The organism is Rhodococcus sp. P4_F3_2 (genome assembly GCF_056401335.1).
Map to the genome: position 1 here is coordinate 191659 of NZ_JBFUJN010000002.1, position 21968 is coordinate 213626.

The window sequence follows — 21968 nt, forward strand, 5'->3', positions numbered from 1 at the left end:
CCTTCGAATCGGAGAAATAGATGCAGACGTAAAGCTTTGTCTTCCGGCTTATTTCAGAACTCGGATGCCTGGGCCCGCCAGGGTTCCACCAATCGGCGCGTACAGGGACGTCGCACCGTTGAAGAACATGAAGTTCGGCGATGTGGATACCGGAACGACGTCAGAAGAGGTGAACAGCGCCTGTTCCGCTTCCTTCCACACCGAGCAGGATTCCTGCCCGGGCAGAACCGATGCCTTCGCAGCCAGTTCGGTGTACTCGGGATTGTCGATCGATGCGAAGTTGACGCCCGCCGGCGGGGTCGGGCCGGAGAAGTACGGAACGAAGATGCTGGGAGTGTCACTCTGGACGGTCAGACCGATCGAGATCGACCAGGATGTCAGGTCCTTTGCCGCGAACGTATTGGAGATGATGAAATTGTTGTCACCACCGCGAAGCTCTACCTTCGCGCCGAGTTCCTGCCACTGCTTCATCGCGTATTCTGCTGCTGCAGAAGTGGTATCGCGGTAGTTGGCAAAGATGACCGTCAATTGCAGCGATTGACCGTCCTTGGTCAGAACGCCGTCGGATCCGGGCTTCCAGCCGGCGTCGGCGAGGGTCTTCTTCGCCGCGGCCATGTCGAACTTCGGAACTACACCGGTGACACTGTCGTAGTCACATGCCCGCGGATCGACAACGGCCAATGCCGTAGCGCGCGAACCCTTGCCACCGGTGTTGATGTCCGTGTAGTCGTCGAGATCGATTGCCTGCACGAGCGCGCTGCGCACCGCTTCGTCCTTGGTGGGAAGAGCAGTGTGGTTGAAGATGAACTGCCCGCTCAAGGTGTTCGACGTCATCGATTCCAGGCCGGACGCTTCCACACGTTCGATATCCGCACCGGCCACCGGTGCTGCGTTCACCGTTCCGGTGAGGACCAGGTTCGCCGTCGTCGCCGCGTCGGTCACGATCTTGATCGTGACGGCCTTGGGCACTCCGAGGGTGTCCGATGTGGTTTCGCCGTTCGGTCCCCAGTTGTATCCGTCGCGGCGTTCGAGCGTCACGTGATCGTTTGCCACTACTTCGGTGATCTTGAACAGGCCGGTTCCGTTGCTGCTGCCGCGAACACTGGCGGGGTCGTCGAGTGCTGCCTGGCATGCCAGTTTGAGAGCACCGATGCGCTCGAGCAGGAAGGGCGCAGGTTCCGCCGTCTTGATCGTGAGCTCGTCGCCATCGGCGGTTGCTACTGCAGTTTCGGGTACCGACGCTCCCAGCCACGGCGAGCCGTTCGTCTTGTCGACGACCCAGTTGATGTTGTTCGCGGCTGTCTGGGCAGTGAACGTCGTGCCGTCTTCACACGTGATCCCTTTTTTGAGGGTGAAGTTCAGCGAAGTTCCGTTCTCGCTCCATTTTTCGGCCAGATACGAGCCCGCTGCACGGGTTTTGGGGTCGATGGCCAACAACGAGTCGTTGGTATAGCTGTTGATTGCCTGCGTGGCAGTCAGGTTGGTGATCAGGGGATGAAGGTTGCCGGGGTCGGTGTTCACGATCGTCGTGAAACTCCCGTCCTTGGCGTAGTCCCCGGAGGTCCCGCCGCCAGGATCAGAGGTGCTTCCGCACGAGGCAACCGTGAGAACGCCGATCGTGACCAGAGCCGCGGTGGGCACTGAGCGAGCTTTCATCTGATGCACCTTTTGATCGAAGGATGTCGTTGATCAATGCTGCGCGAGGGACGTGGCCCAGGTCTCGTTGAATCGACTCATGCTGAGCACCTGAATCTGTCGGATCGTCACAATGGATGGTCGTCGTTTCTCACGGAAGTGTGGTTCGGCTACCGTCGGGGTGTGCGCTCAGAATCTCGTCGATCAGATATCCAGACCTTCCATGTCATGGATGTATGGAAGGCCGCGACCGAACGTCAGCGGACGCACGGTGACGTTCTGACGTTGGCTGCCGGTCAACCGTCGACCCCCGCGCCGGCACCGGTGCTGCGTGCGACGCGCGAGATCCTCGGCACCGAACTACTCGGGTATACCGAGACTTTCGGGATCCTGCCGCTACGCGAAGCTATTGCGCGCTACCACAGCGAGCGATCGGGAATAGCCGTCGACGCCGAAGACGTGGTGGTGACGACAGGTTCGTCCGGGGCGTTCACCTTGCTTTTCCTGGCCGCGTTCGACGAGGGCGACACCGTGGTGGTCGCTCGCCCCGGATATCCCGCCTACCGCAACACCCTTGCCGCTCTCGGCTGCAACGTCGTYGAACTCGACTGCGGGCCGGCAACCCGATACCAGCCGACGGTGGACATGCTCGAGGCCTTGCCGTCGCCGCCTGCCGGTCTGATCATCGCCAGCCCGGCAAATCCGACGGGCACGGTGATCTCGCCCGAGGAGCTCGCTGCGTTGGCGACGTGGTGCGAGCAGCACGGCACCCTTCTGATCTCGGACGAGATCTACCACGGCATCGGATACGGCGATCAGCACACGTCGAGTGCCTGGGAGACCTCACGCGAATCCGTTGTGATCGGCTCGGTGTCCAAGTACTTCTCGATGACGGGTTGGCGGCTCGGGTGGATGTTGGTGCCGACGTACTTGCGGCGCCCGCTGCAGCGACTCGCGTCGAACATGACGGTGTGTCCGCCCGCGATCTCTCAGTACGCCGCCATCGAGGCGTTCTCGGACGAGGCGAAGGTCGAGTTGGACGGGCACGTTCAGCGGTACGCCGTCAATCGTGAACTGCTGTTGACCGGGTTGCCGAAACTGGGCATCACCGAGCTGGCTCCCGCCGACGGTGCGTTCTACGTCTACGCGGATATCGGCCATCTGTGTGGCGACGAGGGCGCTACCACGTGGTGTGCCCGGTTGCTGACAGATACCGGGGTCGCGTTGGCACCCGGAATCGATTTCGACACCGTCCACGGAAACCGGATGGTCAGACTTTCGTTCGCGGGCGCGACAGCCGACATCCAGGAGGCGCTGACCCGCCTCGAGAAGTGGCTCGGGTAACAAACAGCAGGGTCTTCGAGCTGTTTCGCCATGCGGAGGTGCCCTCTGCTGGCACGATGTCGTGGTGTCTTCTGCAGCTACGCCCAAGGGTGAACGACGTCGCCAAGCTCTGGTGGCGTCCGCTGCTGAACTTTTGCTGGAGGGCGGGTTCGACGCCGTTCGTCACCGAGCGGTGGCAACCAGGGCCGACCTTCCTCTGGCTTCGACGACCTATTACTTCGACTCACTCGACGATCTGATCGCGTGTGCCGTCGAGCTCAACGGCAACGCCGACATGGAAGCGATGCGCGCCAGAGTGGCTGCGGTGACCCAACGTCGGCGGGGCGCGGAATCAACCGTCGAACTTTTGGTCGAGCTGCTGCTCGGAGACGAAGAGAAGCGGCCGGAGAGCCGCGAACGATTGATCTCGCGCTACGAACGATTTGTGGCGTGTGCCCGTCATCCCGCGCTTCGTGACGTGCAGTTGCGCCTACGCGCCCAGCTCGACGACCTGTTGACCGATGCGCTTCGACGCTCGGGCCGAACGGCTCCCGAGGGGCAATTGCGCCGTCTTGTCGCGATGGTCGACGGCGCGATGATCACGGCGCTCGGGGAGTACGACCCGGATCCACGCGGGTTGGCCAGAGGAATGCTCTTGGAATCGATCGACGTGATGGCGCCGCCGGTCGTCTAGTCGGGGGTAACAGCACTGCTCGGCCACCGTTAGACTGAGGCCTCGTGAGCCGCATCCCGAATGTCCTTGCCAACCGATACGCCAGCCCGGAGCTTGTTGCTCTGTGGTCTCCCGAGTACAAGATCGTGCTCGAGCGTCAATTGTGGGTGGCGGTGTTGCGTGCGCAGGCAGAGCTGGGCATCGACATTCCGGCCGACGCCATCGACGACTACGAGCGCGTCATCGACGACGTCGACCTGGCGTCCATCGCGGACCGCGAGCGGGTCACCCGCCACGACGTGAAGGCACGCATCGAGGAATTCAATGCACTCGCCGGACACGAGCAGGTCCACAAGGGCATGACCAGCCGTGACCTCACCGAGAACGTCGAGCAGCTGCAGATCGTGCGTTCTCTCGAACACGTCTACAACCACGGCATCGCCGTCGCCGCCCGTCTGGGTGAGCGCGCTGCCGAGTACTCGTCCATCGTGATGGCCGGCCGCTCGCACAACGTCGCAGCTCAGGCCACCACCTTGGGCAAGCGTTTCGCTTCCGCGGCCGACGAGCTTCTCGTTGCACTGACACGTCTGCGTCAGCTGATCGATCGCTACCCGCTGCGTGGGATCAAGGGCCCGATGGGTACCGCTCAGGACATGCTCGACCTCCTCGACGGCGATGCGGCCAAGCTCGAGCAGCTCGAAGCGAAGGTCGCGGAGCACCTCGGATTCGCCCACGTACTGACCAGCGTCGGCCAGGTGTACCCGCGTTCCCTCGACCACGACGTCATCTCCGCGCTCGTCCAGGTCGGCGCGGGCCCGTCGTCGTTTGCACACACGATCCGCCTGATGGCCGGCCATGAGCTGGTCACCGAAGGCTTCCAGCCCGGCCAGGTCGGCAGCTCGGCGATGCCGCACAAGATGAACACCCGCTCGTGCGAGCGAGTCAACGGACTTCAGGTGATCCTGCGCGGCTACGGCTCCATGGCAGCCGAGCTTGCGGGTGCACAGTGGAACGAAGGCGACGTCTTCTGCTCCGTCGTGCGCCGCGTCGCTCTCCCGGACGCGTTCTTCGCGATCGACGGCATGTTCGAGACCTTCCTGACCGTGCTGATCGAGATGGGCGCGTACCCGGCCGTCATCGAGAAGGAACTGACGCGCTACCTGCCGTTCCTCGCCACGACCCGCGTTCTCATGGCAGCGGTGCGCGCGGGCGTCGGACGCGAGACCGCCCACGAGGCGATCAAGGAGAACGCCGTCGCAGTTGCGCTGGCGATGCGTGAGGAAGGCAAGGAGCCCGACCTGCTCGATCGCCTTGCCGCCGACGATCGTTTGCCGCTCGACCGCGCCGCACTCGACGAGGCTCTGGCCGACAAGGCGGCCTTTGTCGGCGCCGCGTCTGCTCAGGTCGACGCCGTTGTCGCCGAGGTGCAGAAGCTTGTCGACGCCAACCCCGAAGCTGCGGCGTATGCGCCGTCGCCGATTCTGTAAGGGCTACGCCCCCGTGCGCCTTTTCGGTAGTCACCACTACCGAAAAGGCGCACAGGGTCGAAGAGCATGAACTGCATCTTCTGTTCCATCATCGCCGGTGAGGCCGAGGCCAGCGTCGTCTACGACGACGCGAATGTCCTTGCCTTCATGGATATTCGGCCGTTCACATCCGGCCATCTCCTGGTCGTGCCGAAGCGCCACGCCAGTGGATTGTCCACGCTCGATTCCGACGACGGTGCCAGGATCTTTGCCGTCGCACAGAAGATCGCCGCAGCGATGCGTACCGGACCTCTCCCGGTCGACGGAGTGAATCTGCATCTCTCCGACGGAGCTGTTGCGGGGCAGGAAGTCTTCCATGTTCATCTGCACGTCATTCCGCGAAATCGCGGCGACGGCTTCGGCCTGCGTGCACTACCTCGCACGCCCAATCGGGCAGTTCTCGACAGCACGGCTGCCGTCATTCGCGGTGCACTGAACTAGCGGTACCGGCCAGTTTCAGGGACTGCCGATCAGTTCGACAACGGAGTCCAGAAGGACACTGCGCCAGCACAACCAGTCGTGGCCGCCGTCGAAGATCCGATACGACACTTGCGCTCCGGCAGCTTCCAACGCCTGTGCGACCGCTGCGCTGTGCCCGACCATGTCGGACTCGTGCCTACCTACTTCGAGGACAACGCGTAAACCGTCCGGCACGCCATCGCGCTCGATGCGTGCGGCGATGTCTCCACCCGGCGGACCGTCCTCGCCGCGCTTCAAGCCTGTCGGCCACCAGAATGAACCGGACCCGCTGGCGACCAGCGCGAAGTGTTCGGGGAATTCGAGTGCTGCGAACATCGAGGCCAGGCCGCCGAAACTCTGCCCTGACACCACCGTTCGCGTTCGATCAGACGAGAAGGGTGCGACGGCGCGCACCTGCGGAAGTAGTTCGTCGACGACTGCACTCCAGTAGTCGCGGTTGCACGGCAATTCCTTCGAACGACGTTGATTGTCAACGGAATCAATGGCCAGCAGAACGCAGGACTTCAGTTTGCCGGTCTGGACTGCACGATCGAAGGCGGCACCTGCTGGCATGACCTCGGCCCAGTGGCGCCCGTCGAGAAGTATCACGAGCGGCCGTTCTTCGAGCGGTGTCAATCCGTCGTCCACGGTCTCGTAGATCCACACCGGCCGCTCGACGTCCAACGTCGAACTGGCCCAGGTGAGCTGTATCGACTTCCTGAAAACTGGAGCATCCCAACCGAACTGGACCGGCGCCGAGGGCATCTCAGCGACGGAACGCCTTGTGTCCACGCCTGCGGAAAGCGGATTGAGTGGGTCGGCAATTCGGTGTTCGAGCAACCCCAACCAGCGGGTGCGGCGGGTCGTGTCTTCCTTGCCTGCTCCCGGATAATCGAATTCGTCGACTACGGACTTCGGCGCCGGGATGATGCTGTAACTGCTGCGCCAGGTGTTCGAGACTTCGGCGGCGTAGAACCACACCGGACTCTCACTGATCCGTTGCATCACGCTGAGTTGTTCCGTGTGATGGTCGGTCAACGAGTTTGCGTCGAGGTAGACGCGCTCGACTTCCGTCTCCTCGGGCTGTCGCCAGAGGAAAGTTACTCGAACTGTATGTGTGTCAACACTTTCGATGATCGGCGTGCCTTGTTGCACTATCCGGTTCCAGAAGGTGTCGATGTCGGGCGAGGCCGCGAGGGAAGCGGACAATTCTGTCACCGCCTGAGTTAGCATGAGCACAGCCTAACCTAATTTCATGGGCTTTTGAATTCGAGGAGTGGTCCGCCAGTGGGCGTCACAATGAAAAAATCGCGCGCCTTGAAGGTGCTCTCCGCAGTCTTGGTGGCAGGGTTCGCTCTCGCCGGATGTAGTTCTGCGGATGCCGATTCCGGTGCTGATTCGGCTGCATCGCAGGGTAATTGGCCCCGCACGGTGGAAACGCCGAAGGGGCCGGTGGAGATCACGTCGAAGCCGGAGAGGATCGTCTCGACCAGTGTGACGCTGACGGGCACGCTGTTGTCGATCGACGCTCCGGTGGTGGCTACCGCATCGACGGGACCGAACACCGACGTATCGGATGCGCAGGGGTTGTTCACACAGTGGGGCGACATAGCTCGAGAACGTGGACTCGCAGTGCTGCCGATGGGCGGAGCGAACGCAGAATCCGTTCTGGCCCAGAACCCGGACCTCATCGTCGTCTCGGCGACCGGAGGTGACTCCGTCGTCGATCTGTACGAACAGTTCACGGCCATCGCTCCGACAATCGTGGTGGACTACGGCGGAAGTAGTTGGCAGGAAGTGGCCGCCGTGCTGGGTGAAGCGACAGGTCTCGAAGACAACGCAGCGGCCACGGTCGCGAAATTCGACAGCGCAGTAGAGGCAGCGAAGGCCAAGGTCACACTTCCCCCGCAGCCGACCACCGCGCTCGTCTACTACGAGGACGGCAGCGGCGCCAATATCTGGACGCACGAGTCCGGGCAGGCGAAGTTGCTCACGGCGATGGGTTTCACGGTCGCCGACATTCCCGAGTCTGCGAAGAGCAGTGAATCCATGGGTAAGCGCAAGGACATCATTCAGGTCTCGGCCGAGAACCTCTACGACGGTATCGCGGGCAACACCCTGATCTTGGTCAGCGCCGACGACGGTGCGGTGAAAGCGGTCGAGGCACTTCCCCTGTTGGCGCAGCATCCGGCAATTCGTGATCACCATGTCTATGCCGTGGGGCTCGATACCTTCCGTCTCGACTACTACAGCGCAACCAACATGGTGAACCGGTTGGTCGAGCAGTTCAGCTGAGACATAAGTACTGGACATAAGTACTAGGCCTTTCACCCCGAACTAGTCCTTTGGTTGTAGCCGAGAATCGAACATTCCCTTCACGTTCGCCGAATGTGGGACCAAGTGGTGCGCGCATGCCACCATGAACGTCAATCATCGGATGCGGAATGGGGAGTGGATGTTCGACTCGGCTGGTCAGAATGTCTCGGGGCAAGCCCTGGCATCGCGAGGGTGGGGACGTTTCAACCTGAACAACCCGGCCACGGCGGCCGTGATCGTCGGCCTGCTGAGTGTGCCGTGGGTGTTCGGTCTCGCCAGTCTCAAGACTGAACCCGAGACGAGCAATCGAGTGCTGAGCGATCCGGGAACCGTCGTCGGCATCATGGGTTTCCTGACGGTGTTGACCGTTGTGGCGTGTGCGCGCCGGCGGTACCCGATCGCGTACTACCTCCTGACGTTGGCAGGATCCGGCGGATTGATGCTCTTCCTCGGCAGTCGATCGCTGGGGGCCACGCCGCTTTTCTGGTTCGCGATCATGGCAGTGTCCATCCGGGTGAGCGGCATGCGCCTGGTCGGACTGCTGGTCCTCGGAATGGCGATGGACGTGATCTTGGCGATGTATCTCACCGAGCGGGACGGGCTGACGGTCGCAGAGGTTCAGGTGGGGGAGTTGCCCCACCTGTTCCTCGAGCCGGCGGCAAACACCGTCACGAGTTTTCTGGTCGTCGCCGCCATGGGAAAGATCGTCGCGCGTCTGCGAAAGCAAGCAGTGGAGAACAGTCAGGCGGTAGCGGATCTGCACCGGGACCGCGAACGCAAGATCGCGAATGCCGTTGTCGCCGAACGGCAGGACATGGCACGTGAGTTGCACGACGTCGCGGCTCACCACATGACCGGCATGATCATCCAGGCCCGTGCCGCCGACAAGTTCTTCTCGAGCAATCCCGAACAAGCGCAAGCCCTCCTGGGCGGCGTCATCGAGCAGGGGCAGCGGGCCCTCAACAGCTTGCGGCAGATCGTGGGGATCCTCCGTCTGGGTGAGGAAGACCCCGATTTCCCGACGCCTATGGTCTCCGACATCGACGAGTTGGTGGACGACTGCAGGCGCACCATCTCGTCGATCTCGCTCGAGAAGGTCGGCCGCTTCGACGACCTGGACAGCGGAGTCCAGTTGACGTGCTACCGCATCGTCCAGGAGGCGTTGTCGAACGTCCTTCGCCATGCGCCGGGTAGCGAGTCCAAGGTATGTCTGAGCCGAGAAGCCGGTGCGGTGAGAGTCCGGGTGATCAATACGCTCGGGAATGCTCGTCCGTCCTCCGACGGGCAAAACCTCGGAATTGTGGGAATGCGCGAACGCGCGACACTCATGGGTGGTCAACTGGACGCCGGACCGAATTCGGAAGGTGAGTGGGCTGTGCAGGCACTGGTGCCGGTGAACGGGAGGATCAACGCATGATCGACGTCCTTATTGCAGACGACCAGCAGGTGGTACGGCAGGGGTTCGAACTGTTTCTCTCCGGTCACCCCGAGATTCGCGTCGTCGGGCATGCCAAGACGGGAGTCGAGGCGTACGAGCAGGTGCGTGCACTGCGTCCGGACGTCGTACTGATGGATATCCGAATGCCTCACGGTGACGGGTTGACCGCGACCAGGGAGGTCCTTGCCGAGTTTCCGGCGACCCGCGTCGTCGTGATCACCACGTTCGATCTCGACGAGTACGTTTTCGAGGCGCTCGACAGTGGCGCCGCAGGGTTCCTGCTCAAAGACGCCGATCCCGAGGAGCTCTCGTCGGCAGTGCTGACCGTGGCCGAGGGTGGCTCGGTGCTCTCTCCGAGATTGACGTCGAGACTGATCGTGGAGTTCGCGAGGCGCAAGCCGGCACCGATGTCCACGGCGCGCTCCGGATCGGATCACGGTCTCAGCGCGCGTGAAATGGATGTGGTGCAGTTGCTGTCACAAGGCTTGGGAAACAACGACATCGCAGATTCTCTCAGCCTCGAGCAGAGCACGGTGAAGTCGCACATCAGCAACATCTGCAAGAAGCTGCAGGTGCGTACCCGTGTGCAGATCGTCATCTGGGCGTACCGAAACAACGTGATCGCCGTATCGCGCTGACGCACGGGACGCTGCGGCGCATCCGGCACGGCGCGGGCAGAGAAAGTCCACGTGCCCGGGTTCGACCCCTCGTCGAACCCGGGGCAGGTGGGTCGCTCAGCCCAGCAGTTTGGCTTTGAGCGTCATGACGGTCGCCGGACTCAGACCCAAGCCCTCGGTCAGGTAACGATCGACCGACCCGTAGGTCTGGTCCAACTGGGCGAGGCCGGCATCGAGATAGCTTGCCTCGACACCCAACAGGGGCTCCATGTTGACGGCCATCTGTTCGCCCAGGCTCGCCGCGATGCCCGCGCGCGTGGCCTTCATGCCTTCGGCTGTGTATTCGTTGGTCAGCAAGTAGTCGTTCATGATCACCGAGCGGTCGACACCGGCGATGCTCAGCAGCAGAAACGACGTCCAGCCGGTGCGGTCTTTACCTGCAGTGCAATGGAAGACCTGTGCGCCTTCGGTTTCCGCGAGGCCCGTGAGCAACTGTGCGAACCCGGCTCGCTCCGTCGCTCCGGTGACGAAGGCGCGGTTCATGTCCTGCATCATCGATCGTGAGTCCTCGGGGGACTTGATCTTCGCGACCATCTCGGCGATGTTCCCGGACAGGATCGGAATGTTCTCGTACGCAACCCCGTCGGGCAGGACATCCGGCTTGCTGGCGATCTCGGGTTCCGTGCGCAGATCGTAAACCTTTGTCAGTCCCAGCTTTTCGAGAATGCTCATGTCATCGCCCTTGGGCGTGATCGCGTTCGCGCGGTAGAAGACTCCCTTGTTCACGGGCAGACCGAAAGTTCCCGAGTATCCGGCGCCGGTGCCTGCGACGTCGCGGAAATTGTCGATCCCGGTCAGCCGCGGAGCATCTGGGGTTTGCTCGGCACTGCCGAAGTTGCTGGATCCGAAATCCAGTGAGCCGAACTGTGGAGCCGAGGGGGCAGGTCCGGCGTGCGCGATCGAGGCGCCGAAACCGGTGATGAGAAAGCTGCTGGTCAACGCAATGGCCGCGGCAGACCGTAGCGAGCACGTGCGCGTGGATCGGGACATGTGTGAGCCCTTCGTCGAGCGGAGAGAGTGGCTGGTCGATGAGGTATCGCGAAGGCAAGGTAGCGAGTTCGCGTGTCCGATTCGAGAGGAATCTTGCTTTGCTCCCTCTCAGTGGGAGGCGTGCTGCTGTGAGCGTGAGTGACTCGGGAGGCGCAGTTCATTCCTCGAGACCTGTGTTTGTGTAAAGGTCCAGTGCCCTGATATTGGTTAGCCTCACCAAATCAATTCCGGAGCAGTCCGGTGCGTTCAGATGGAGTTCAACATGCGGGTTCAAGGTCTGTCGTGGTTTCGCCGCGCAGTGGTGATCGGCGCAGCAGCTGCGCTGGCGGTCGGCGTCGCCGGCTGCAGCAACTCCGAGGAGGCGTCGTCCGAATCGTCGACGACAGCCGCGAGCTCGCAGACCCGTGTCTTCGAGGCACAGAACGGATCCATCGAGATCCCGAGCGACCCGCAGCGGATCGTGGCCTGCGGATACGCAGTTCTGCCGCTGATTCAGGCGGGAGCGAACCTGGCAGCAGTATGTGAGTGGACCCGTGAACTCGGCAACATGGACGACAAGACCAAGGCCGCTTACGAAGCTCTGCCGAAGGTCGCGCCCGACGGCAACGTCTCCCAGCTCAACTACGAGGGAATCGTCGCTGCCGAGCCCGATCTGATCATCATGGGTGTTCCCGCTCGTGTCGAAAGCCAGCTGGACATGGCGCAGCTCAAGGCGGCCGCTCCCGTCGTCTTCCTGGGACCGACGGTTCCTGCTGATTGGCGAGTGCTGGGCGAGCAGTTCGCCGATGCCGCGAATGTCTCCGACACCTACGGCGAGTTCAAGGACGACTACGACGCCAAAACCGCCGAACTGGCCGCGAAGTACAAGGACAAGCTCGGCTCGTTGACCTTCGGCGGCGTGTGCAACGTCTGCAAGCCCGAGGCCGGCACCTTCTCACGCGAGTACGCGTCTTCGTACACGACCAATCTCTTCGACGGACTCGGACTGCAGTTCCCCGGCACCCCCGCAGACCCCGCCGACATCCACGTCGAACAGGTATCCATCGAGAAGATCGGCGAAAATCTCGGAAATGTCGACGTGATCGTCTACGGCCTCAACGCCGATGGCTCGATGTCTCCGCAGTTGCAGGAGCTGGTCAATTCCGAGCTGTGGAAGGAATTGCCCGCAGTGAAGGCCGGCAACGTCGTCCAGGTCCAGCATTCGTTGGCCGCGACCTATCAGACGGCTCTTCTGACGCTGGATTCGATCGACGAGGGCCTGTCGAAGCTGCCCGCAAACCAGTAGTTCATCGACTGTGACGGTGGCCTCTCGCCTGCTGGCGAGGGGCCACCTGCATATCCGGATGAGCAGGGCGGACAGCTCTCCGAACGGCGAGGACGCTTACCTGTCCCGGCTACCGGGGTTCTGTACGAACTGCGAACGCCCGATAGGGTGACCGGGTGCGTCCTACACTTGATTCCTACACTCATCTGGCCGGTGGCAAGGTCCGTGACCTTTACACGATCGACGACGASCATCTGCTGCTTGTCGCGAGTGATCGGATCTCGGCCTACGACCACGTGCTCAGCACGCCGATCCCGGACAAGGGTCGCGTGCTCACCGCGATGAGCGTGTTCTTCTTCAACGTCCTCGGTGGCACCAACCACCTGGCCGGCGAGCCCGACGACGATCGCATCCCGGAAGAGGTTCTCGGCCGCGCTCTCGTAGTGCGCTCCCTCGACATGGTTCCCGTCGAATGCGTCGTTCGTGGCTTCCTCACCGGCTCCGGCCTGGTCGACTACAACAACACCGGCGCAGTGTGCGGCGTCGCGTTGCCCGAGGGCCTCGTCGAGGCGTCGCGGCTGCCCGACCCGATCTTCACCCCGGCGTCCAAGGCAGCTCTCGGGGATCACGACGAGAACATCAGCTTCGATCAGGTAGTGGAGAAGGTCGGCCAGAAGCTGGCAGTGCAGCTTCGCGAGGACACTCTCGACGTTTATGCCCGCGCCTCCAACTTCGCGGCCGATCGCGGAATCATCCTTGCGGACACCAAGCTCGAATTCGGTCTCGACTCCGGTGGAAACCTCGTGCTCGCCGACGAGGTGCTCACCCCCGACTCGTCGCGCTACTGGCCTCTCGAAGGCTACGAAGCGGGCAAGGTGCAGCCCAGTTTCGACAAGCAGTTCGTGCGCGACTGGCTCACGAGCCCCGAATCCGGCTGGGACCGTAGCTCGGACACGACACCGCCGCCGTTGCCGCAGGAGATCGTCGACGCGACTCGGGCACGCTACATCGAGGCGTACGAGCGCATTTCCGGTCTGTCCTTCGACGATTGGGTCGGTCCCAGCGCATGAGCCTGATCCCGCCGGTCGCAAAGAAGGTCCCCGCCGAACGTACCCATCACGGACACACGTTCGTCGATGACTACGAGTGGCTGCGGGACAAGGACAACGCCGAGGTCGTCGCATACCTCGAAGCCGAAAACGCGTACACCGACGAGCAGACGGCCGCGCTCGAGCCGTTGCGCGAGAAGATCTTCCAGGAGATCAAGTCGCGGACGCAGGAAACCGACATGTCGGTGCCCACTCGCATGGGTAAGTGGTGGTACTACTCGCGCAGCGTGGAAGGCAAGTCGTACACCGTCCAGTGCCGGTGCCCCATCGCCGGTGAAGACGATTGGACTCCGCCCAACCTGACGCCCGGCGTCGAGCTGGCCGGCGAGCAGATCCTCATGGACGGCAACGTCGAAGCCGAAGGGCACGAGTTCTTTTCGCTCGGCGCGTTCTCCATCAGCGAGGACGGCACGTTGCTCGCGTACTCGGTGGACATCGTCGGCGACGAGCGGTACACCTTGCGGTTCAAGAACCTCGAGACCGGTGAGATGCTCGCCGACGAGATTCCCGATACCGCGCCTGGCGCCACCTGGGCGATCGACCACAGTCACGTCTTCTACATGACGGTCGACGATTCCTGGCGTCCGGACACCGTGTGGCGTCACAAGCTGGGAACGCCGCAGAGTCAAGATGTTTCGGTGTTCCACGAGCCCGACGAGCGGTACTGGGTTTCGGTGGGGTCTACCCGCAGTGAGAAGTACCTGATGATCTGGGTCGGTTCCAAGGTGACCAGCGAAGGCTGGATGCTGGAATCGGCGAACCCGGAAGGCGACTTCCGCGTCATCATCCCGCGTCGCGAGGGCGTCGAGTACGGCGCTGAACACGCGGTGATCGGGGGAGAGGACCGCTTCCTGATCCTCCACAACGACGTCGTGGACGGAGTCAAGGCCGAGAACTTCGTGTTGGTGGAAGCTCCCGTGTCGGATCCGACAAACATGACGACGCTGATCGAGCACAGCGCAGACGTTCGTCTGGAAGAAGCCGAAGCCTTTGCCGGACACCTCGTCCTGAGCTACCGCCGCGAGGCGCTCACTCGGGTTGCCGTGTGGCCGTTGACGGATGACGGCTACGGCGAGCGTCACGAAATCGACTTCGACGAAGAACTCTTCAGCATCGGTATGGGGTCCAATCCGGAATGGGCGCAGCCCACCATCCGACTCGGCTTCACGTCGTTCATCACTCCCGGGCAGGTGTACGACTACTACGTCGCCAGTGGTGAACTGGCACTGCGCAAGTCGCAGCCTGTTCTCGGTGACTTCGATGCGAGTAATTACGAGCAGCGTCGCGACTGGGCAGTGGCCGACGACGGAACCCGCATTCCGCTCTCGATCGTGAGGCGCGTAGGTGCGCCGGAAGGTCCCGCGCCGCTGCTGTTGTACGGCTACGGTTCCTACGAGGCGAGCATCGACCCGTCGTTCTCGGTTGCCCGCTTGTCGTTGCTCGATCGCGGCGTCGTCTTCGTGGTCGCACACGTGCGCGGCGGCGGCGAGATGGGTCGTCACTGGTACGAAAACGGCAAGACGCTCACGAAGAAGAATACCTTCACCGATTTTGTCTCGTGCGCAAAGCATTTGATCGACACCGGTGTCACGGCGGCCGATCGGATGGTTGCCGACGGCGGTAGTGCGGGTGGATTGCTGATGGGGGCTGTCGCCAATCTCGCTCCGGAACTGTTTGCCGGCATTCTCGCCAATGTTCCGTTTGTCGACCCGCTGACGTCGATTCTCGATCCGTCGCTACCGTTGACGGTCATCGAGTGGGACGAATGGGGAGATCCGCTGCACAACAAGGACGTCTACGACTACATGCGCTCGTACAGCCCGTACGAGACCGTGGAAGCCAAGGACTATCCCGCCATTCTTGCGATCACGAGCATCAACGACACCCGCGTTCTGTACGTGGAGCCGGCCAAGTGGGTCGCGAAACTGCGCGCCACGAAGACCGGTGATGCTCCGCTACTTCTCAAGACCGAGATGAGCGCCGGACACGGCGGTGTCAGCGGTCGGTACGAGAAGTGGAAAGAGGTCGCATTCGAGTTCGCCTGGGTTCTCGACACGGTTGGCGCAAACTAGATTCTGTGTCAATCAGGTTCTGCGGTAACGAACCTGAGGGCGCCCAGCGCGCCCGTACTCGGTCTCCCGGGTGAGCATGCCGTCGTCTGCCAGCTTTTCCAGGTAGCGCCAGGCCGTCACCCGGGACACGCCGACCGATGCTGCCACCTCTGCAGCGGTCACCGGTCCTTCAGAATCCCGGACAGACGCTGCGACGAGTCCGAGTGTTTGAGACGCAAAGCCTTTCGGTGCCGCTGCGCGATCGTCGGACGTTCGTAGTGCGGACATCGCGCGGTCGATGTCGTGTTGACTGACCGCAGACTCGCCAGCGGGAAGTGCTGCACGATATTCGAGGTAGCGCTCGAGCTTGTCGCGGAATGCTGCGAAAGTGAACGGCTTGAGAAGATAGAGGACGATCCCGCGAGCCACGGCGCTTCGGACCACCTCCAGATCGCGCGCCGAGGTAACCGCGATGATGTCCGGACTGGGCCGCAACCCGCCCAGGGCGGAGGCCACGTCGAGACCGCTGGCGTCGGGCAACCCGATGTCGAGCAGGACCAGGTCGATGGGCTGGTCGGTGGCGTTGGCCGCCGTAACTGCACGCACGGCGGCGTTCCCGGAATGAACCACGCTGTGGACCACGAATTCCGGCACACGCTCGACGTACGAACGGTGCGCCTGGGCGATCAACGGTTCGTCGTCGACTATCAGTACACGGATCATCGCGGTGCTTCCGCCTCGCGCAGCGGGATACGGACAACCAGCATGGAGCCCATCGCCGGCTCGCTGGTGAGCGTGCCGCCGTGCCGTTTCACGACTTGAGAGACCAGTGCGAGACCGAGTCCGCGAGAGCCGGATTTTGTGGAGTAGCCACGGCCCTTGGCCTTTTCGAGTGCTTCGGGTGTCATTCCCGGGCCGCTGTCGGCGACGGCAACAACCATCATCGAATCCTCTTCCATTACCGTCACTTCCACCCACGGAGACTCGCTCGCGCGCGATGCGTCAATAGCATTGTCCACGAGATTGCCGACCAGCGTGACCAACTCGCGTGCATTGAGCGAAGGAACCGGACCGAGCGCGGTGTCTTCCGTGATGGTCAGGTCGACCCCGCGTTCGGTCGCTTCGCTCATTTTCCCGAGCAGTAGTGCGGCCAGCGCCGGCTCGTGGACCGCATTCATCAGACGATCGATCAGCTGTTGGGACACCCGCAATTCGTTGGTGGCGAAGGCCACTGCGTCCTCGTTTCGCCCCAACTCGACCATCGTGATGATCGTGTGCAGACGATTTGCACTCTCGTGGGCTTGCGATCGAAGCGACTCGGCAAAACTACGTACCGAATCCAATTCCCCGAGTACGTTCTGAAGTTCGGTGTGATCGCGAATTGTCAGCACGGTGCCAATTCTGTTGCCCTCCCACTCAACCGGGTGTTGGTTGACCACCAGCACACGCTTGTCGGTGAGGTGCACTTGATCCTTCGCGGGAGAGGCGTCGTCGACCCGCATGGTCTCGGGGATGGATGAAAGTGGCACGGGCCCGTCCGGTAGATCGAGGAGGCGACGTGCTTCGTCGTTGACGATGTCCACTCTCGCGTCTTTGCTTCGGCCTTGCCCGATCACCACCAAACCCTCACCGATGCTGTGCAGTACGGCGTCGTGGTGCTCGTACATGGTGCGCAGTTCGTCCGGAGCCATTCCCAGGGTCTGTCGCCTGATGCGTCGGCTCACCAGAAGTGAACTCAGGAGGGCGGCAAGAAGACCGCCGCCGGCAACGAACAGGATGACCGGAACGCTTTGGGCGAACTGCTTGCTGATCTGCTCGCGGGTGACACCGGCAGAAACCAGACCGACCAGGGTTCCGCCGGAATCGTAGACAGGAGTGACTGCGCGGATCGACGGCCCCAGCGACCCGGCGTACGTCTCCGTGAAGGTCACGCCGGCGAGTGCGCGGTCAATGTTTCCGTTGAACAGTTGACCGATCAGCTCCGGGCTCGTGTGGGTGAATCGAGTGCGATCCGGCGCCATCACCACGATGAAATCGACGCCGGTTGCCTGTCGTATTTTCTCGGTCTGTGGTTGCAGAATCGCGGTCGGGTCCGGGCTCGTCAGGGCGGCCGCCGTCGAATCCGACAGGGCAAGAGTCTGCGCTATCGAGCTCACCTGCCTGCGGATCGCGTCGTCGCTGTCTCGGCGTTCGTCGACAACTGCGAGCGCGGCCCCCACGCCGATGACCAGCGCCAACAACGCCAATTGCAGGAGCAGGATCTGCCTGGCGACGCTCATACGTCGGCCGGTCTTTCGTTCGACCATCGAGCGCCTCCTGAACGTAATGAACACAAACTTCCGGGCCCACCTGTTTGCAACAAGAATTCTCCACGACTCGAAGTGATCCCGATCACTTCACAGATATCCGATCCAAAGGACACCCCATGAGCAGCACGGCAACAGGGACAGTAGACGGTTCCCCACAGCCCGAGGGCACCAAGGCAAAGCGCGACAAGACGCATTGGCTCTACATGAGCGTCATCGTCGCGGTTATCGGCGGCATCCTCGTCGGTTGGCTCGCACCCGAGTTCGGTAAGTCCGTCGGTGTACTCGGCACGTTGTTCGTCAGCCTGATCAAGATGATGATCAGCCCGGTCATCTTCTGCACCATCGTGCTCGGCATCGGCTCGGTTCGAGCTGCTGCCAAGGTCGGCAAGGTCGGCGGCCTCGCACTCGCCTACTTCATCGGGATGTCCACCATCGCACTCGCGATCGGCCTGGGCGTCGGCAACCTGCTCAACCCGGGCAGTGGCCTGAACATCACGCCCAACGCGGCCTCCGTGGCCAAGCTTGCAGATCAGGCCCACAGCGCGGGCGGTACCTGGGACTTCATCGCGTCCATCATTCCGACGTCGATGCTGTCCTCCCTCACCGCCGGCAGCGTGCTGCAGACTCTGTTCGTCGCCCTTCTGGTCGGCTTCGCGATCCAGTCGCTCGGCAAGTCGGGTGAGCCGATTCTCAAGGCCGTCGGATACATCCAGAAGCTCGTGTTCAAGATCCTGACGATGATTCTCTGGCTCGCCCCGATCGGTGCTTTCGGCGCCATCGCCAGCGTCGTCGGCCAGACCGGTTTGAACGCCGTCGTCCAGCTCGGAACCCTGATGATCGGCTTCTACCTGACCTGCCTGATCTTCGTCTTCGGTGTTCTCGGAACGCTGCTGCGCGCCGTCACCGGATTCAACATCTTCAAGCTGGTCAAGTACTTGGCCCGTGAGTACCTGCTCATCTTCGCCACGTCGTCCTCCGAATCGGCACTGCCGCGTCTGATCGCCAAGATGGAGCACGTAGGCGTCGAGCGCACCACGGTGGGCATCGTCGTTCCCACCGGCTACTCGTTCAACCTCGACGGCACCGCGATCTACCTGACGATGGCCTCGATCTTCATCGCCGACGCCATGGGACAGCCGCTCGCCTTCGGTGAACAGCTCTCGCTGCTGGTGTTCATGATCATCGCCTCCAAGGGCGCTGCGGGAGTCAGCGGCGCCGGTCTGGCCACGCTGGCCGGCGGACTTCAGAGCCATCGCCCCGAGCTTCTCGACGGCGTCGGACTCATCGTCGGAATCGACCGCTTCATGTCGGAAGCGCGAGCGATCACCAACTTCTCGGGCAATGCGGTCGCGACTCTCCTGGTCGGCGCGTGGACCAAGACGATCGACAAGGAACGCGTCATCGAGGTGCTCGACGGGAAGATTCCGTTCAACGAAGCCACGATGCTCGACGACGAGGACGAAGAAGAGCAGCACAAACTCGAAACGGCTCCGACCGGCACCAAGCAGTCATTTGTGAGCCATCACTAGATACTTCCGCTCTGCTGAACGTTTGACCGCACAGCAGGCGCGGAACCCGATCTACGATCAGTGATCCTGGTCGTAACGATGAAAGAGACCGCCGCACCAACCGTGCGACGGTCTCTTTCTGTTCGTGGGTGCTATGTGTACCAGGTGGGTTCGGGAATCTCGCCGGTCAGAAAACGACTACCGACTTCACGGCGCTTGTACGCGAGCGGATCGTGAAGGGTATGCGTCCGGATGTTGCGCCAGTAGATATCCAGGCCGACATCGTTGGACGTGGCTCTGGCACCGGTCAGTTCGAAGATCTTGTTGCTGATCTCCAAGGAGACGTCGGCGGCGCGAAGTTTTGCGGCCGCAATGCGTACGGCGAGGTCGCCGCGAGCCTGCTCGGTGAGGTTTTCGCGAGCGTCGTGGAGCACGGCGTCGGCCTCACGGCTGACCTGATCCACGAAGGCCTCCGCCGCCCACAGCTTCGATTGCAAGTCGCCGTAGCCCTCACGGAGGTACCACTCGTCGGTTGCGATTTCGCGGTTGTCACCGCCGTACGGCCATGGACGCGTACGGGTTCGGGTGTACTCGGCCGCAGTGTCCAGTGCGCCACGGGCGATCCCGAGGTAGAAGTTCGCGAACACGATCTCGATCGCCGGGAAGTTCAGGGTGTTGTAGACCAGAGGTTGGAATTCCTTGTCGACAAAGCCTGCCGCACTTGCCCAGTCGACCTCGACGTCGTTGATCTCGACACTGCCCGAATCGGTGAGGCGCTGCCCGAGGTTGTCCCAATCGCCGCGGAAGACTATGCCGTCCTGAGCAGTCGGCACGATAGCGAACACATGCGTCGCAGTTCCGTCGATGATTCCTTCGAGCACCGTGAGGTCGGTGACTCGTCCGCCGGTGGAAAACGACTTCACACCGTTGAACACCAGGGTGTCTCCGCGGTCCACGACGGTGAGGTCCGTATCTCGAGGATTCACTGCGCCGCCGAAGAAGAATCGGTTGCTCGTGTACAGCTCCTCGACAGCGGAGATCTGCGGATCGGTTCCGACCAATCTGGCTGCCCATGCCCACAGGTAGTGATACCCGAGCAGTTGCCCGATGGAGCCGTCGGCGCGCGCGATCTCCCGAACCACCTTGTAGGCGGTCTCCCATCGCTGCCCACCGCCGCCGAACTCGATCGGACCCAGCAGTGTCACCAGACCACTGTCCTTGAGCAGCTGGACTTCTCGGAACGGTGGTTCGCCGGCTCGGTCGCGGGCGAGCGCGTCGACGGCAAGGACGTTGCTCACCTCGCGAGCGCGGTCGATCCAGCCTTCGGATGTGTCGGGAACGCCGACGAAGACTTCGGTTTCACTGGTCACGGTCATGCCTGTACATCCTTTTCGGTCGGTGCAGTCCCGATGGCCCACACGTAAATCGGTTCGGTTCCGTTGATTTCGTAGTCGCCGACAACTTTGGATTTGAAGACGACCGGATTATGACTGGCCACGGTGCGCGCGTTGCGCCAGAACCGATCGAGATCGAGGTCGCGGCTCACTCCGGAAGCGCCGAGTGCGTCGAAGATCTTGGCCGTGGCTGGAACGACGAGTCCGATCGAGGCGACTTGCCCTCGCCCCGAATCGATTTCGGCTGCGATGTTGGCGGCTTTCTCTTCCTCCGGCGAGCCGGAGAATGCGGCTTCGTATGCCCATTGGGACGACTGTGCTGCGTGCAGCGCCACGGCCTCGGCTGCAAAGGCAGCCGAGGACACCTCGCCGACAACTTGCTGGATCTGCGAATCCTGCGCGTATCTCGGAGCGTTGCCGTGACTGAAGGTTCGAGTACGAGAGGCGACTCGACGAGAGATCTCGGTTGTCGCAGCCTTGGCGATGCCGGCGAGAGTGGCGAGGTGGAAAAGTTGGTAGAACGCGGTCTGGTATTTGAAGCGCGTCGAGAAGTCGAAGATGTTCTCCGGCTGGACTATTGCGTTCTCGTAGACGGACGAGCCGGAGCCAGTCGTCTGCTGGCCGAACCCGTTCCAGTCGTCACTGTGTGTGACACCGGGTTGTCTCGCTTCGACTGCGGCGATCACGAATGCGCCGGTGTCGGTGCGCTGCGAGTACAGGTCGATCCAGTCGGCGAAAATGGAACCCGTGCTGTAGAACTTTGCCCCGTTCGCCAGGAAGTGGTCGGCATCGGGTGCGGGCGAGACCTTGGTGTTGGCTTCGCCCAATGCAACGTCGCCGATTTCGGTCCACGCGTTGCCGACCAACTGTCCCTCCGCGAAGCGTCGGAGCCAGGTGTCGCGCTCAGGCCCGGGGTCGGCGACCAGTCGGTCTTCGACAAACGCGAAGTGACCGCGCAGTGCCTGGGTGATGTTGGAATCGGCGCTCGACAACTCGACTAGTAACCGGATCAATTGCGGGATGCTCGCGCCGGATCCACCGTGTGTTGTCGGCACCCGAACGGCGCCGAAGCCTGCTTTCTTGAGTGCGTCGATCTGTTGGAAGGGAAGCACGTGATCGCGTTCGCGTTCGACGACGGCTTGTGCGATGTCCGCGAAGATCGGACGGAATTTTGCTGCCAGTGTTTCGTAGTCGACCTCACTCTTGATCGGATCTGCAGACCGGGAAACGGCATTCGGCGTCAGTGCGGTGGTCATGGGAAGAATGCAAGCTGTAATCACCAGGGGCGTCGATCCT

General features: G+C 62.3%; 18 protein-coding genes. 11 read left to right on the plus strand and 7 right to left on the minus strand.

Features of this window, described 5'->3' with window-relative positions:
- Positions 1 to 48: 48 nt before the first annotated feature.
- Positions 49 to 1656 carry an ABC transporter substrate-binding protein gene (locus AC1DWA_RS03560; protein ID WP_477846312.1) on the minus strand — a complete coding sequence of 536 codons (1608 nt, stop codon included), beginning with the start codon at positions 1654 to 1656 and terminating at the stop codon, positions 49 to 51.
- 162 nt (positions 1657 to 1818) lie between these two features.
- Here AC1DWA_RS03560 and AC1DWA_RS03565 point away from each other — a divergent pair, with 162 nt between their 5' ends.
- From AC1DWA_RS03565 to AC1DWA_RS03580, 4 genes are all read left to right on the plus strand, one after another.
- The gene (locus AC1DWA_RS03565; RefSeq protein ID WP_477846311.1) at positions 1819 to 2979 is read left to right on the plus strand and encodes a pyridoxal phosphate-dependent aminotransferase; all 1161 of its coding nucleotides are present in this window, start codon (positions 1819 to 1821) and stop codon (positions 2977 to 2979) included.
- A 64-nt stretch (positions 2980 to 3043) separates the two neighbouring features.
- Positions 3044 to 3652 (plus strand): TetR/AcrR family transcriptional regulator, encoded by a 609-nt coding sequence (locus AC1DWA_RS03570; RefSeq protein WP_024487531.1) that lies wholly within the window; start codon positions 3044 to 3046, stop codon positions 3650 to 3652.
- A gap of 44 nt (positions 3653 to 3696) precedes the next feature.
- On the plus strand, positions 3697 to 5118 hold the full coding sequence (gene purB / locus AC1DWA_RS03575; protein WP_477916468.1) for an adenylosuccinate lyase: 1422 nt from the start codon (positions 3697 to 3699) through the stop codon (positions 5116 to 5118).
- A 66-nt stretch (positions 5119 to 5184) separates the two neighbouring features.
- Positions 5185 to 5598, plus strand: coding sequence for an HIT family protein (locus AC1DWA_RS03580; protein ID WP_047889106.1), 414 nt, complete (start codon positions 5185 to 5187; stop codon positions 5596 to 5598).
- Positions 5599 to 5613: 15 nt separating this feature from the next.
- On the opposite strand, the gene fes is transcribed toward AC1DWA_RS03580, so the two are convergent.
- Positions 5614 to 6849 (minus strand): enterochelin esterase, encoded by a 1236-nt coding sequence (fes, locus tag AC1DWA_RS03585; RefSeq protein ID WP_211918300.1) that lies wholly within the window; start codon positions 6847 to 6849, stop codon positions 5614 to 5616.
- A 66-nt stretch (positions 6850 to 6915) separates the two neighbouring features.
- Between fes and fepB the strand changes: the two genes are divergently transcribed.
- From fepB to AC1DWA_RS03600, 3 genes are all read left to right on the plus strand, one after another.
- On the plus strand, positions 6916 to 7911 hold the full coding sequence (fepB, locus tag AC1DWA_RS03590; protein WP_019747062.1) for a Fe2+-enterobactin ABC transporter substrate-binding protein: 996 nt from the start codon (positions 6916 to 6918) through the stop codon (positions 7909 to 7911).
- Positions 7912 to 8035: 124 nt separating this feature from the next.
- Entirely contained in the window at positions 8036 to 9349 is a 1314-nt protein-coding gene (locus AC1DWA_RS03595; RefSeq protein ID WP_256922331.1) for a sensor histidine kinase, read from the plus strand.
- Complete coding sequence (locus AC1DWA_RS03600) at positions 9346 to 10008, plus strand: response regulator transcription factor (protein WP_019747064.1); 663 nt, start codon at positions 9346 to 9348, stop codon at positions 10006 to 10008. The genes AC1DWA_RS03595 and AC1DWA_RS03600 overlap by 4 nt, the downstream gene beginning before the upstream one ends.
- 96 nt (positions 10009 to 10104) lie before the next feature.
- Here the strand turns inward: AC1DWA_RS03600 and AC1DWA_RS03605 are convergent, their stop codons facing one another.
- On the minus strand, positions 10105 to 11037 hold the full coding sequence (locus AC1DWA_RS03605) for a tyrosine-protein phosphatase (protein ID WP_153213265.1): 933 nt from the start codon (positions 11035 to 11037) through the stop codon (positions 10105 to 10107).
- Positions 11038 to 11287: 250 nt separating this feature from the next.
- On the opposite strand from AC1DWA_RS03605, the gene AC1DWA_RS03610 reads away from it, so the two are divergent.
- From AC1DWA_RS03610 to AC1DWA_RS03620, 3 genes are all read left to right on the plus strand, one after another.
- Complete coding sequence (locus AC1DWA_RS03610) at positions 11288 to 12322, plus strand: ABC transporter substrate-binding protein (protein ID WP_020906369.1); 1035 nt, start codon at positions 11288 to 11290, stop codon at positions 12320 to 12322.
- Between the two features lie 155 nt (positions 12323 to 12477).
- Complete coding sequence (locus AC1DWA_RS03615; protein ID WP_477916469.1) at positions 12478 to 13371, plus strand: phosphoribosylaminoimidazolesuccinocarboxamide synthase; 894 nt, start codon at positions 12478 to 12480, stop codon at positions 13369 to 13371.
- A complete protein-coding gene (locus AC1DWA_RS03620; protein WP_477846310.1) occupies positions 13368 to 15482 on the plus strand; it encodes a S9 family peptidase in 2115 nt (704 codons plus the stop codon). The genes AC1DWA_RS03615 and AC1DWA_RS03620 overlap by 4 nt, the downstream gene beginning before the upstream one ends.
- Positions 15483 to 15494: 12 nt before the next feature.
- On the opposite strand, the gene AC1DWA_RS03625 is transcribed toward AC1DWA_RS03620, so the two are convergent.
- Together AC1DWA_RS03625 and AC1DWA_RS03630 are read right to left on the minus strand one after the other, a co-directional pair.
- Positions 15495 to 16184 carry a response regulator gene (locus AC1DWA_RS03625; protein WP_020906370.1) on the minus strand — a complete coding sequence of 230 codons (690 nt, stop codon included), beginning with the start codon at positions 16182 to 16184 and terminating at the stop codon, positions 15495 to 15497.
- Positions 16181 to 17767, minus strand: a complete 1587-nt coding sequence (locus tag AC1DWA_RS03630; RefSeq protein ID WP_019747069.1) for a sensor histidine kinase — start codon at positions 17765 to 17767, stop codon at positions 16181 to 16183. The genes AC1DWA_RS03625 and AC1DWA_RS03630 overlap by 4 nt, the downstream gene beginning before the upstream one ends.
- Before the next feature lie 119 nt (positions 17768 to 17886).
- Here AC1DWA_RS03630 and AC1DWA_RS03635 point away from each other — a divergent pair, with 119 nt between their 5' ends.
- Positions 17887 to 19299, plus strand: coding sequence for a C4-dicarboxylate transporter DctA (locus AC1DWA_RS03635; protein WP_003945501.1), 1413 nt, complete (start codon positions 17887 to 17889; stop codon positions 19297 to 19299).
- A gap of 131 nt (positions 19300 to 19430) precedes the next feature.
- Here the strand turns inward: AC1DWA_RS03635 and AC1DWA_RS03640 are convergent, their stop codons facing one another.
- Positions 19431 to 20654 (minus strand): acyl-CoA dehydrogenase family protein, encoded by a 1224-nt coding sequence (locus AC1DWA_RS03640; protein WP_019747070.1) that lies wholly within the window; start codon positions 20652 to 20654, stop codon positions 19431 to 19433.
- Positions 20651 to 21928 (minus strand): acyl-CoA dehydrogenase family protein, encoded by a 1278-nt coding sequence (locus AC1DWA_RS03645; RefSeq protein ID WP_020906373.1) that lies wholly within the window; start codon positions 21926 to 21928, stop codon positions 20651 to 20653. Before AC1DWA_RS03645 ends, AC1DWA_RS03640 begins: the two co-directional genes overlap by 4 nt.
- Positions 21929 to 21968: the final 40 nt, after the last annotated feature.

Bases quoted from the DNA above. Each gene is read 5' to 3' on its own strand.
- fes (WP_211918300.1), bottom strand. From the start codon at position 6,849: ATGCTAACTCAGGCGGTGACAGAATTGTCCGCTTCCCTCGCGGCCTCG.
- AC1DWA_RS03610 (WP_020906369.1), top strand. From the start codon at position 11,288: ATGGAGTTCAACATGCGGGTTCAAGGTCTGTCGTGGTTTCGCCGCGCA.
- AC1DWA_RS03640 (WP_019747070.1), bottom strand. From the start codon at position 20,654: ATGACCGTGACCAGTGAAACCGAAGTCTTCGTCGGCGTTCCCGACACA.
- AC1DWA_RS03630 (WP_019747069.1), bottom strand. From the start codon at position 17,767: ATGGTCGAACGAAAGACCGGCCGACGTATGAGCGTCGCCAGGCAGATC.
- AC1DWA_RS03620 (WP_477846310.1), top strand. From the start codon at position 13,368: ATGAGCCTGATCCCGCCGGTCGCAAAGAAGGTCCCCGCCGAACGTACC.
- fepB (WP_019747062.1), top strand. From the start codon at position 6,916: ATGAAAAAATCGCGCGCCTTGAAGGTGCTCTCCGCAGTCTTGGTGGCA.
- AC1DWA_RS03645 (WP_020906373.1), bottom strand. From the start codon at position 21,928: ATGACCACCGCACTGACGCCGAATGCCGTTTCCCGGTCTGCAGATCCG.
- AC1DWA_RS03560 (WP_477846312.1), bottom strand. From the start codon at position 1,656: ATGAAAGCTCGCTCAGTGCCCACCGCGGCTCTGGTCACGATCGGCGTT.
- AC1DWA_RS03600 (WP_019747064.1), top strand. From the start codon at position 9,346: ATGATCGACGTCCTTATTGCAGACGACCAGCAGGTGGTACGGCAGGGG.
- AC1DWA_RS03635 (WP_003945501.1), top strand. From the start codon at position 17,887: ATGAGCAGCACGGCAACAGGGACAGTAGACGGTTCCCCACAGCCCGAG.
- AC1DWA_RS03625 (WP_020906370.1), bottom strand. From the start codon at position 16,184: ATGATCCGTGTACTGATAGTCGACGACGAACCGTTGATCGCCCAGGCG.
- AC1DWA_RS03595 (WP_256922331.1), top strand. From the start codon at position 8,036: ATGAACGTCAATCATCGGATGCGGAATGGGGAGTGGATGTTCGACTCG.
- AC1DWA_RS03580 (WP_047889106.1), top strand. From the start codon at position 5,185: ATGAACTGCATCTTCTGTTCCATCATCGCCGGTGAGGCCGAGGCCAGC.
- AC1DWA_RS03605 (WP_153213265.1), bottom strand. From the start codon at position 11,037: ATGTCCCGATCCACGCGCACGTGCTCGCTACGGTCTGCCGCGGCCATT.